9 protein-coding genes are annotated in these 12,095 nt (G+C 67.9%); 7 read left to right on the forward strand and 2 right to left on the reverse strand.

The annotated features are described in order from the left end of the window. Positions 1-49 precede the first annotated feature (49 nt). Complete coding sequence (locus tag ACSQ3O_RS00195; RefSeq protein WP_436137422.1) at positions 50-1,378, reverse strand: M20 metallopeptidase family protein; 1,329 nt, start codon at positions 1,376-1,378, stop codon at positions 50-52. A 112-nt stretch (positions 1,379-1,490) separates the two neighbouring features. Here ACSQ3O_RS00195 and ACSQ3O_RS00200 point away from each other — a divergent pair, with 112 nt between their 5' ends. From ACSQ3O_RS00200 to ACSQ3O_RS00215, 4 genes are all read left to right on the forward strand, one after another. Then, complete coding sequence (locus ACSQ3O_RS00200; protein ID WP_436137423.1) at positions 1,491-2,375, forward strand: LysR family transcriptional regulator; 885 nt, start codon at positions 1,491-1,493, stop codon at positions 2,373-2,375. 524 nt (positions 2,376-2,899) lie between these two features. Beyond that, complete coding sequence (locus ACSQ3O_RS00205; protein ID WP_436137424.1) at positions 2,900-4,948, forward strand: TonB-dependent receptor plug domain-containing protein; 2,049 nt, start codon at positions 2,900-2,902, stop codon at positions 4,946-4,948. A 3-nt stretch (positions 4,949-4,951) separates the two neighbouring features. Beyond that, entirely contained in the window at positions 4,952-5,512 is a 561-nt protein-coding gene (locus ACSQ3O_RS00210) for a YfiR family protein (RefSeq protein ID WP_436137425.1), read from the forward strand. Further along, positions 5,509-7,434 carry a putative bifunctional diguanylate cyclase/phosphodiesterase gene (locus ACSQ3O_RS00215; protein WP_436137426.1) on the forward strand — a complete coding sequence of 642 codons (1,926 nt, stop codon included), beginning with the start codon at positions 5,509-5,511 and terminating at the stop codon, positions 7,432-7,434. Before ACSQ3O_RS00210 ends, ACSQ3O_RS00215 begins: the two co-directional genes overlap by 4 nt. Positions 7,435-7,444: 10 nt before the next feature. Here the strand turns inward: ACSQ3O_RS00215 and ACSQ3O_RS00220 are convergent, their stop codons facing one another. Then, complete coding sequence (locus tag ACSQ3O_RS00220) at positions 7,445-7,810, reverse strand: YciI family protein (protein WP_436137427.1); 366 nt, start codon at positions 7,808-7,810, stop codon at positions 7,445-7,447. Positions 7,811-8,228: 418 nt separating this feature from the next. Between ACSQ3O_RS00220 and leuA the strand changes: the two genes are divergently transcribed. From leuA to ACSQ3O_RS00235, 3 genes are all read left to right on the forward strand, one after another. Continuing rightward, positions 8,229-9,908 (forward strand): 2-isopropylmalate synthase, encoded by a 1,680-nt coding sequence (gene leuA, locus ACSQ3O_RS00225; protein ID WP_436137428.1) that lies wholly within the window; start codon positions 8,229-8,231, stop codon positions 9,906-9,908. Between the two features lie 134 nt (positions 9,909-10,042). Continuing rightward, positions 10,043-10,546, forward strand: coding sequence for a C40 family peptidase (locus ACSQ3O_RS00230; RefSeq protein ID WP_298451161.1), 504 nt, complete (start codon positions 10,043-10,045; stop codon positions 10,544-10,546). A 174-nt stretch (positions 10,547-10,720) separates the two neighbouring features. Continuing rightward, entirely contained in the window at positions 10,721-11,821 is a 1,101-nt protein-coding gene (locus ACSQ3O_RS00235; RefSeq protein ID WP_137747414.1) for a 3-deoxy-7-phosphoheptulonate synthase, read from the forward strand. Positions 11,822-12,095 lie beyond the last annotated feature (274 nt).

Below are 12,095 nucleotides of genomic sequence, written 5' to 3' on the forward strand. Positions count from 1 at the left end.
AGCCCATGCCGGACCCGGCATGGGCTGTTTGCGAAGGGAGCCGCAGTGGTCAGCGTTTGGCTGCCGGGTTCTGCGCCATGTACGCCAGCGTGGCGCTGGTGAGGGCCCGCACGCCGACGCGCAGGGCTTTTTCGTCGATCACGAACTCGGACGAGTGGTTGGGCGCACCGGACTTGTCGCCAAAGGGCGAGGCATACAGGTTCCAGAACACCACGGGCACGCCGCTGCCGCCGAACGAGCCGAAGTCTTCCGAGCCCATGGAGGGCAATACCTCCCTGGCCTTGTCGGCACCACCGGCGGCAGCGGCGAACGCGGGGGCCAGGGCTGCAGTGATCTTCGGGTCGCTGACCACCACCTCGTAGCCAGTGTCGATGGTGACCTCGGCCGTGAGGCCCGCGCTCTCGGCGATCTTCTGCGCCTTGAGGCGGATGCTCTCGTGCGCGACCTTCTGGTTGCGCGCCGACAGCGAGCGCACGGTGCCGCCGATCTCGGCCGTGTCGGGCAGGATGTTCACGCGGTTGCCGCTTTGCAGCAGGCCCACGGTGACCACCGTGGGGCCGTCCAGCGGGTCGATCTGCTGGCTGATGATGCCCTGCAGCGCGAGCACGATCTCGGCCGCGGTCAGCGTCGGGTCCTTGGCCGTCCAGGGCGACGAGCCGTGGCCGCCCTTGCCCTTGAGCTTGATGTTGAAGACATCGCCGCTGGCCATGAAGCTGCCGGCACGGTAGGCCAGGGTGTTGCCCGGTGCGCGGGCACTGATGTGCTGGCCCATGACGACATCGACCTTGGGGTTGTCGAGCACTTTGGCCTCCATCATCGCCTTGGCGCCGCTAGGCACGGGGCCGGGGCCCAGTTCCTCGGCCGGCTGAAACAGGAAGACCACCGTTCCTGCAAGCTCGCTGCGCACGCTGGAGAGCGCCTGCGCCGCGCCCAGCAGCATGGCGACATGGGTGTCGTGCCCGCAGGCGTGGGATACGGGGGTCTCGTTGCCGCGCCACTGCGCGCGCGCGGTGGACTTGAAGGGCAGGTCGTTGCGCTCCTGCACGGGCAGGGCGTCCATGTCGGCGCGCAGGGCCACCACGGGGCCAGGCTTGCCGCCGCGCAGCACGGCCTTGATGCCGGTCTTGGCGATGCCGGTCTGGATTTCGATGCCGGGCATCTTGGCCAATGCGGCCGCAACGTAGGCAGCTGTTTGCACCTCTTCGTAGGACAGCTCGGGGTGCTGGTGGATGTGGCGGCGCCAGGCGATCACCTGGGGCTCTGCGGCATCGGACAGGGCCAGCACGCGCTGGGCCAGGGGGGATGCCGCCGTCTGGGCGTTGGCGGACAGGGCCAGGCTGGCCAGCAATGCGGCGAGCGGCAGGAGCCGGTATTTCATGGGGGAACCCTTCGGGATGGACAAGAACGCCAGCCACTCTAGCGTCGAGCCCATGCCGCGAACAGTCACAATTTCGTTGTCGTGAAAACTAAAATGCATCACCGCATTCCCCATGAAACCGCACCAGCTCAAAGCTTTTCTCACCGTGATGCAACTGCGCAGCATCCGCCAGGCGGCGAATGCGCTGTTCATCACGCAGCCTGCGATCTCGCGTGCGATCCGCGAGCTGGAGGAGAGCCTTCAGGTGCCACTCTTCGTGCGCGGCGCCCAAGGCGTCACGCCCACCGAATACGGCCTGGCCTTTGAAAAACGTGCGCGCCTGCTGGAGCAGGAGGCCGAGCGCGCACGCGATGAGCTGCGCCAGATGCGCGATGGCCAGCTCGGTTGCGTGCGCGTGGCGGTGTCGTCGGTGCCTGCCATGGCGCTGCTGCCGCAGGCACTGGCGCTGTTCCGCGCCGAACTACCCGCCACGGCACTGGAGTTCAGCGAAGGCCTGGCGCCGCTGGTGCTGCCCGCGCTGCGCGAGGGCTTGCTGGACCTGGCACTGGTGCAGCACCGCGTGGAGCGCATCGGCCCCGAACTCGATTGCGAGGAGCTGCTCACCACGCCGCTGGCCATCTGCGCGCGCGTAGGCCATCCGCGCGCGCGGGTGCGCAGCCTGGCCGCGCTGCAGCACGAGGAGTGGGTGGGCTGGGACCGGGCCATGGTCGAAGATCTGTTCGCCGGCAGCGGCGTGCCCGCGCCAGAGCGCATCGTGGTCAGCCGCTCGATGGAGATCACACGCGCGCTGGTGGGGCGGGGCGACCTGATCAGCGTGTTCGCCCGCCCGGCGCTGGACCGCGAACTGGCGCGCCATGGCATCCGCGCCATCCCCGTGCAGACACGCCTGCCGGAACTCACCATCAGCGCCATCACCCGAAAGGGGGCCCTGCCCACGCCGGCCGCAGGCAAATTCCTGGCCGCCGTGCGCCTGGCAGCCCGGTCCCTGCAGCACTAAAAGCAAGATTTTTGACGGGCTGGACAGCCACACGCCAGAACCTGCACGCGCCCCGTCCTGGGTGCTGCACCTGGTGGCGGCAAGCGAGACAAATACCCGGGTTTTCGCCGGCGCACGGGGTCTTTGGCTCCGGGCTCCCGGCCCCATCCTTGCGATCCCGCGCAAAGGAAAAGGACCAGGGAAAAAGCACTGCTGCGGTCCCTGCTGCGCTTCAGCGCCGACGGGCAGGGGGCTGGATCTCCGCCGCCCAGGCCCGGGAACGGGGCAAGGACTGAAGGCAGCACCTGTGGATGTGTGGGGGCTCATCCTGGTCTGCAACGCGTGCTTCTCACCCAATGCGTGCAAGGGATCCTAGGGACATCACCAATGCGGGGCCCTGTGATCCGCAGCATCCCGTCGATACAATTTGTAAAGAAAAAAGACCTGTACCTGTCCCACCCCGGATCCATCGACAGACACGCGCCCGTACACCTGCCTTGAACAGAAACACAGTGCGCCTGCCTGCCCTACACGGAGGCCAGCCCATGGCACGAGGATCTAGAAGAATGCTGCAGCGGCCACCACCGCACATGCCGACCTTGCGGCGGCTGTTTGCCGAGGTGTTGGCACTGCTGTGTGCCGGGGGCCTGCAGGCGCAAGCCCAGGCCCAGGCGGCGGTGGCCGACCTGCCGCTGGAGCAGCTCATGCAGATGCAGGTCACCACGGCCAGCCGCTATGCACAGACCGCACTCGAAGCCCCCGCCGCCGTGAGCGTGGTCACGGCCGACGACATCCGGCTGTTGGGCTACCGCACGCTGGCCGAGGTGCTGGGCAGCATGCGCGGGCTGTACATCTCCTACGACCGTGCCTACCACTACCTGGGCATGCGGGGCTTTGCGACCCCGGGCGACTACAACACGCGCGTGCTGCTGCTGGTCAACGGGGTGCGCTTCAACGACAACCTCTACGACCAGGCGGGGATCGGCACCGACTTTCCGCTGGACCTGGACCTGGTGGACCGGGTGGAATTTGTGCCCGGGCCCGGGTCGGCGGTGTATGGGGCCAACGCCTTCTTTGGTGTGGTCAATGTGATCACGCGCAATGGCCGCCAGCTGCCCGGGCCGCAGGTGAGTGCCGAAGCCGGCAGCCATGGCAGCGCCAAGCTGCGGTTGTCGGTGGGCACGGTGGATGCGCTGGGGGCCGACTGGCTGGTTTCGGCCACCCGGGCCACCAAACGCGGGGCCGATCAGCGCTACCCCGCGTTCGACACCCCTGCGAACCCAGGCGGCGTGGCGCAGCGGCTGGACTATGACCGCAGCACCCAGCTGTTTGTGCGCCGGGCCCACGAGGGGCTGGTGCTCACGCTGGCCCATGGCGAGCGCACCAAGGGCGTGCCCACGGCAGCGTTCTCGCAGGTCTTCAACGATCCGCGCTCGCGCTTCATCGACCAAAGCACCCTGCTGGCGGCCGAGTACACCACGCAGCTGCAACCTTCGCTGGCGCTCACCGGGCGTCTTTACGCGGGCCGCTACCAGTATGTGGGCGACTATGTGTACGACTACCCGCCCGTCACGCTGAACCGCGATGTGGGCACTGGCCAGTGGTGGGGCACCGAATGGCAGTGGGTCAGCACGGCGCTGGCGCGCCACAAGCTCTCGTGGGGCCTGGACTACCGGCGCGACACGCGCATCGACCAGACCAACATCGACATCGCGCCGCCCGCGCAGTACCTGGACGTGCGCCGCAAAGGCGATGTGCTGGGCCTGTACTTCCAGGACGAATTCGCCCTCAGCCCCGACCTCACGCTCCATGCCGGGCTGCGCTGGGGCAAGCAGTCGGGCAGCGCGAGCGCCGTCCATCCCCGCCTGGGCCTGGTGTACTGGTGGAACCCCAGCACCGCCGTCAAGCTGCTGCATGGAACCGCCTACCGGCCGCCCAATGCTTACGAGCGCGATTACCGCGTGGACCTGCCCGGTGGTGTGGTGGATGGGGCGGGCCTGCGCTCCGAACGCGTGCGCACCACCGAGCTGGCGCTGGAACACGCGCCCACCGGTGCCAGCCGCTTGCTGCTGACGGCGTTCCGCTCGTCCGTGACCGACCTGGTCGTACTGGACACCGCCAGCCATGCGGACCGGCTCACGGTGGGCAACACCCGCGCGGTGCGGGTACATGGCCTGGAGGCCGAAGCCGAACAGCGCTGGCAGGGCGGGCAGCGCCTGCGCATGGCCTATGGCTGGCAGCGGGCGCACGACCCCTCACAGGCGGGCCCGCTGACCAACGCCCCCAGGCACCTGCTCAAGCTGCAGTGGTCGGACACCTTGCACCAGGCCACCGGGCCCGTGGTGGGCGCCGGGCGCTATGCCATCGAAGCCATCGGCATCGGCCCACGCAGCACGGTGCGGGGCAAGCGCCTGCCGGGGCATGTGCTGACCAACATGACCTACACCACGCGCATTGCCGGCACCGATGTGTCGGTGGGGGTCTACAACCTGTTCGATCGCAGGCATTCGGACCCGGCCTCGTTCGAGATCCGGGAAGACGCCGTGCGGCAGGACGGGCGGACCTACCGCATCAAGCTCACCTACACGTTCTGAGCCATGTGCCACACCCTGCGCCCCCACAGCAAGCTGGTGAAGCTGGTGGCCTGGCTGTGGGTGGCGCTGTGCACCGCAGGCTGGGGCGCAACCCATGCCAACGAACCCGTGGGCGAGCTGGAGCTGAAGGCCGCCTACATCTTCAACTTCATCCAGTTCATCGAATGGCCCGACAGCGAAGGCGACTCGGCCCAGGAGATGAGCCTGTGCGTGTCGCCCTTCAGCCCCCTCAAACGCCCCCTGAGTGCGCTGGAAGGCAAGCCCGCGGGCAAGGGCCGCATGCTGCGGGTGAGGCTGCTGGAGCCCGGCAACCTGCGCCAGTGCCGGGTGGTGGTGCTGAACAACATGGATGTCGAACCCGCGCTGCGTGCGCTGCGCACCCTGCCTGCGGCACACGGGGTGCTCACGGTTTCCGATGAGCTGACTTTCGTGAATCCGGAAATCGTCATCGCACTCGCCCAGCGCGACGGGCGCATCGTGTTCGGCATCAGCCCCGATGCGGCCTCCAAGGCGGGGCTCACCATCAGCTCCAGGCTGCTGCGCCTGGCCCGGGCGGGCAAATGAACATCCCGCCACCCGCGCCCGCCGCCCCGGCACCGGCTCCGCTGCTGCCGCCCATCCTGCTGTCCTCGCGGCTGGTCGCCACGGGCATCCTGTCGGCCGGGCTGGCGCTGCTCACGGTGGTGCTGGCACTCACGGGCATGGACTACTGGAGCACCCGCAGCTCCATGCTGCAGGACAGCCGCGTAGAGGCCGCCATCGTGGCCGACAACGTCTCGGCGGCGGTCATGTTCCGCGATACGGGCACGGCCAACGAAATGCTGGGTGCGCTGCGCGCATCCTCCATGGTGCTGGCGGCGGGCGTGTACGACACCGACGGTGTGCTGTTTGCCCACTACGCACACAACCGCGACCCGAACTTTCCGACCACGCTGCATGCGACGGGCATGGACGGTGCGCTGGAGCGCTCCGGCTGGGAAATGCTGGAGATCACCCGCGCCATCCCGGGCGCTGCGGGCACGGCCAATTCGCTGGGCACGCTGTACATCCGCAAATCAATGCGGGAGGTGCACACCCGGCTGGCCATCCGCTTTGCCAGTGCGCTGCTGGTGGCCGTGTGCGCCATGGCGGTGGCCACGGCCATGGTGCTGCGCAGCCGCGCCGCCGTGCGCGAGGCCGAGCAGCGGCTGCACACGCTGGCCCACACCGACGCCGTCACCGGCACCGGCAACCGCCATGCGTTCAACGAGCGGCTGGCCGCCGAACTGGAACTGGCCCGTGGCATGGGGCACAGGGTGGCCCTGGTCTACATCGACCTGGACAACTTCAAGACACTCAACGACACCTTCGGGCATGCCGCAGGCGACGGCCTGCTGCGCCAGGTGGCCCAGCGCCTGCAGTCGGTGGTGCGCAGCGCCGACACCATCGCACGCCTGGGGGGCGACGAATTCGCGCTGATCCTGCGGCTGGACATGGACGACGCCGCGCTGCAGAAATACGCGCAGCGCATCATCGGCGTCTTCCAGGCGGCCTACACCGAGGTGGGGCAGCAGATGAACGTCACCGGCAGCGCGGGCATCGCCACCTTTCCCGACGATGCGCCCGACATCAACGCCCTGGTCAGCAACGCCGACACCGCCATGTACCGCGCCAAGGAGATGGGCAAGAACCGCTGCGTGCGCTTCGAGCCGTCGATGAACCAGGCCGCGGTGCGGCGCCAGGCCATCGAGCATGCGCTGCGCGCCGAGCTGGAGCAGCAGGGCGGCGGGCTGGCGCTGCACTACCAGCCGCTGTTTGCCGCGCGCGACCAGGCCCTGGTGGGGGCAGAGGCCCTGCTGCGCTGGACCCATGCCGAACTGGGCGCGGTGCCGCCGCTGGAAGCCGTGTCGGTGGCCGAGGACTGCGGCCTCATCGTGCCGCTGGGCTACTGGGTGCTGCGCACCGCGTGCCGCGACGCCGCGCGCTGGACTGCACGCGGGCCGCTGCGGGTGGCCGTCAACATCTCGGCGCGCCAGCTGGGCGACCCGCAGTTCCTCGAACGGGTGATGGACATCCTGCGCGAGGAAGGCCTGCCTGCCCACCTGCTCGAAATCGAACTCACCGAAACCGTACTGATGGAAAACATGGAGGCAGGCGCGCACACGCTGCACCGCCTGAGCCAGCTGGGCATCCACCTGGCCATCGACGATTTCGGCACGGGCTACTCGTCCCTGGCCTACCTGCGCCAGTTGCCCATGCGGCGCTTGAAGATCGACCGCAGCTTTGTGCGCGATCTGCCCGAGCAGGAACACAGCCGCACCATCGTCACCGCCATCGTGGCGCTGGCCCATGGCCTGGGGCTGCAGGTGACTGCCGAGGGCGTGGAAACCCGGCAGCAGGCCGACTATCTGGTGCAGCAGGGCTGCGATGTGCTGCAAGGCTATGTGTTTGCGCGGCCCATGCCCGCGCCGCAGTTTCTGGCCCTGCAGGCCGACGCCAGCGCCTAGCGCGGGGCCGTCAGGCCACGGCGCCGTGGTAGCAGGGCGCGACCTCGCGCACCTCCACGGTGGCCCACTCGGCGGCGGGGCATGCGCGCGCAATGGCCACGGCCTCGTCGCGGGTGGCGCAGTCCAGCAAATAAAAGCCGCCCACCATTTCCTTGGTCTCGGCAAACGGCCCATCTACCAGCCGGGTCTGGCCCTCGCGCACCTGCAGGCGCACAGCCTGCTCGGTGGAGGCCAGCGATTCGGAGGCACGCAGCAGGCCCCGGGCCTGCAGCCCTTCGCCAAAAAGCTGCATGCGCACATAGGCCTCCTGCCCACCCGCCAGCCCCCGCTCGGCGCGCTGGCCGTGGGGTTCCATGATGAGCAGCATGTAGGGCATGGGATGTCTCCTGAACAGAAGGTACAAAGGGCTGCGGGGCAGGCCCGGGCCGCCATCCTACCAGCGGTGAATACTATTAATTTGATAGCAACAAGCGCTTATCTATCGCGCGGCAGCGGCATTTTTTGTTCATATTCTTGCGCTTTGCTGCAGGCCTGTGCTATCTTTGAGCCCCTATGCAACGCAGCATGCTCCTATCCACCCTATCGCTAGGCCTAGTGCCTGGCCGGGGTCTGCCTGCGTTCGCCACCCTCGTTGCCTGACTCGCTCAGCGCAACACCTGATCTCCCCCTGACCCCGGCCCGCGAACCAGCCTTTGCATACGCAAAGGGCTGCAGGGGATGTCACACGTTTTGTTTTTCATTCGTTGTTGACCTGCAGTGCCCCTGCGCACTGCACACCGTTCGTGGAGCCTCTCATGATTGCCAAGCCCGCCACCAAGTACCAGCCCATCGCCCCCATTGCGCTCGCCGACCGCCAATGGCCCAGCCGCAGCATCACCCGCGCGCCCGTGTGGCTCTCCACCGACCTGCGCGACGGCAACCAGGCCTTGTTCGAGCCCATGAACGGCGAGCGCAAGATGAAGCTCTTTCACGAGCTGGTGCGCATCGGCTTCAAGGAGATCGAAGTCGGCTTTCCGGCCGCGTCGCAAATCGACTTTGACTTTGTGCGCCGCCTCATCGACGAGAACCTGATCCCTGACGACGTGACCATCATGGTCATGACCCAGTCGCGCGAGGACCTGATCGCGCGCACGGTCGAGGCCGTGAAAGGCGCACCCCGCGCCATCGTGCACCTCTACAACGCCACCGCGCCCGCCTGGCGGCGCATCGTGTTCGGCATGAACGTGACGCAGGTGATGCAGCTCATCAGCCACCACGTGGGCTACCTCAAGCAGCTCACCGACGCGCAGCCCGCAACGCAGTGGACCTTGCAGTACTCGCCCGAGACCTTCAGCGCCACCGAACTCAGCGTGTCGCTCAAGGCGTGCCAGACAGCCATCGCCACCTGGGGCGCAGGCCCCGGCCGCCCCATCATCATCAACCTGCCCACCACGGTGGAAAACGCCACACCCAACGTATTTGCGGACCAGATCGAGTGGATGGACCGGCACCTGTCGCCGCGCGAGCACATCGTGCTCTCGGTGCACCCGCACAACGACCGGGGCACGGGCGTGGCGGCGGCAGAACTCGCGATGATGGCCGGTGCCGACCGCGTGGAAGGCTGCCTCTTCGGCAACGGCGAGCGCTGCGGCAATGTGGACATCGTGACGCTGGCGCTCAACATGTACACGCAGGGTGTGCACCCGAACCTCGACTTCTCGGACATCACGTCAGTGGCACGCATTGCGGAGGAATGCACCGCGCTGCCCGTGCACCCGCGCCACCCCTATGCAGGCGACCTGGTATTCACAGCGTTCTCGGGCTCGCACCAGGATGCGATCAAGAAGGGCTTTGCGGCGCAGGACCCGAACGCCTTGTGGGAAGTGCCCTACCTGCCCATCGACCCTGCCGACCTCGGCCGCACCTACGACAGCGTGATCCGCGTGAACAGCCAGTCAGGCAAGGGCGGCATCGCCTTCTTGCTGGAGCGCGAACACGGCGTGGTGATGCCGCGCCGCATGCAGGTGGAGTTCAGCGCCGTGGTGCAGCGCCAGACCGACGCGAGCGAAGGTGAGATGACGGGCGATGCGCTGTGGGCGCTGTTCCAGGGCACCTACCTGCACGCCCCCGCGCAGGCCCCCATCACCTGCCACAGCCACCGCATCGATGAAGACGGCCAGGGCATCGAGCTGGACGTGACCATCGACGGCACGCGCCAGACACTGCGCGGCCAGGGCAACGGCCCCATCGCCGCCACGGTGGATGCGCTCGGCCTGCCGCTGCGCGTGGACCACTACGAGGAACGCGCCACCGGCACGGGCGCCAACGCGCAGGCGCTGGCGATTGTCGAAGCCGCGATGGAGGGCGTGGCTGGTGCCACCTTTGGTGCGGGGACCAGCCACAACATCGTGACGGCCTCGGTGCAGGCCATCGTGAGCGTGGCCAACCGCTTGATGGCGCGGCGCACCGCGCCCCAGGCCGTGGTGGTGGCATAAGCCCCAGGGCTCTACTAAAAAAAGATAGCTGCTGGCGCCCGATGGACGCGCGCTGGCAGCATTTTTTGCCAATATCCCCAGGCCAGCGGTGGAGTAGGGGCCCACACCGCGCCCCATCCAGTACCCTTGCGCCCATGCGCGTTTTTCACCGCCTGGCTTTTGCCACCTGCACCGCTGCCCTGCTGGTCCTTGCCGGATGTGGCACCTCACGGCCTCCGCCCAACCCGGTTTCCACTGCGCCGTTGCGCACCACGCCGCCGCTCTCGGCCGAGCAAGCGCACGACATCGCCATCCATGCCCTGGGCCTGGTGGGCACACCCTACCGCTTTGGTGGCAACACGCCCGACTCGGGTTTTGACTGCAGCGGACTCATCGGCTACGTGTACCGCAACCAGGTCGGCACGCCACCGCCGCGCACGGTGGCGCAGCTCAACACCTGGGGCTATCCCATCGACGGCAGCGAGCTGCGCGCGGGCGACCTGGTGGTGTTCGGCACGGGCCGCCAGCCCAGCCATGCGGGCATCTATGTGGGCGAAGGGCGGTTTGTGCACGCGCCGTCCACCGGCGGCACGGTGCGGCTCGATCACCTGCAGTCGCGCCACTGGGCGCGGCAGAATGCGGCGTACCGCAGACCGTAGCCGCTCCCCCCTGAGTCGCCTTCGGCGCCTTCCCCCTGAGGGGGACGACGCACTCGCTGCGGGGCGGCCCTTGCTCTGCGTCTCTCGCGCTGGGCCGCGCCAGAGCCGACGGCCATGCCCTGGTTCGATCGCCAATAGGGGCTGGAATCCAGCTCCGCGACAATCGGGGCCACCATGACCCACGCACACCGCTCCGCCACCCCCATTTCCACCCACGACACCACGCGCATTGATGACACGCGCATCAAGGCCGTGCGCCCGCTGATCACGCCGGCGCTGCTGCAAGAGTGGTTGCCCACGCCCGATGCGGCGCTGACCCTGGTTGAATCCAGCCGCGCCGCGATTTCGCGCATCCTGCATGGGCAGGACGACCGGCTCATCGTGGTGGTGGGGCCCTGCTCCATCCACGACCATGGCCAGGCCATGGACTATGCGCGCCAGCTCAAGGTACAGGCCGATGCACTGCAAGACGACCTGCTCATCGTGATGCGCGTGTACTTCGAAAAGCCGCGCACCACGGTGGGCTGGAAGGGCTATATCAACGACCCGCACCTGGATGGCAGCTTTGCCATCAACGAAGGGCTGGAGCTGGCGCGCCAGCTGCTGCTGGATGTGCTGGCGCTGGGGCTGCCGGTGGGTACCGAGTTTCTGGACCTGCTCTCGCCGCAGTTCATCAGCGACCTGGTGAGCTGGGGCGCGATTGGCGCGCGCACCACCGAGAGCCAGAGCCACCGCCAGCTGGCCAGCGGCCTGAGCTGCCCCGTGGGTTTCAAGAACGGCACCGACGGCGGCGTGAAGGTGGCGAGCGACGCCATCCTGGCGGCGAGCGCCGCGCACGCCTTCATGGGCATGACCAAGATGGGCCAGGCCGCGATTTTTGAAACGCGCGGCAACAACGACTGCCACGTGATCCTGCGCGGTGGCAAGCAGCCCAACTACAGCGCCGCCGATGTGGATGCGACCTGCGCCGTGCTCAAGGCCGCAGGCCTGCGCGAGCAGGTAATGATCGACGTGAGCCACGCCAACAGCAGCAAGCAGCACCAGCGCCAGATCACGGTGGCCGAAGATGTGGCGCAGCAGATTGCGGCGGGCGATGCACGCATCACCGGCCTGATGATCGAGAGCCACCTGGAGGAAGGCCGCCAGGACATCGTGGCGGACCAGCCGCTCAAGCCCGGCGTGTCGGTGACCGATGCGTGCATCAGCCTCGCGCAGACGTTGCCGGTGCTCGGCAGCCTGGCCGCCGCCGTGCGCGCCCGCCGCAACCACCGTTGACAGCAATCCAGTAACAATCCGCCACCAGTGGCGGCAGGCACGCCACCGGGCGTGTGGCCCCCGGTTCATCTGGGGCAAACCCCCATTCAGCGCCCCCGCAGGGGGTGTCTGTGCGGTGTAGCATTGCCCCTTTGAACCTTGGGGCTGCCGCCCCCTGGATTTTTACCCGTGGTGCAAGCGTTCAGCGTGTGCCCGCCTGCTGTCCGACTGCCTTGTTGATCCCGCTGCCCTGCGCCTGCCCAGCCACCCCGGTCGCCCTGATCCGGCTGTGCCG

Origin of the sequence: Acidovorax sp. LjRoot74 (genome assembly GCF_964254355.1) — a bacterium.
Classification (GTDB): Bacteria; Pseudomonadota; Gammaproteobacteria; order Burkholderiales; family Burkholderiaceae_C; genus Acidovorax.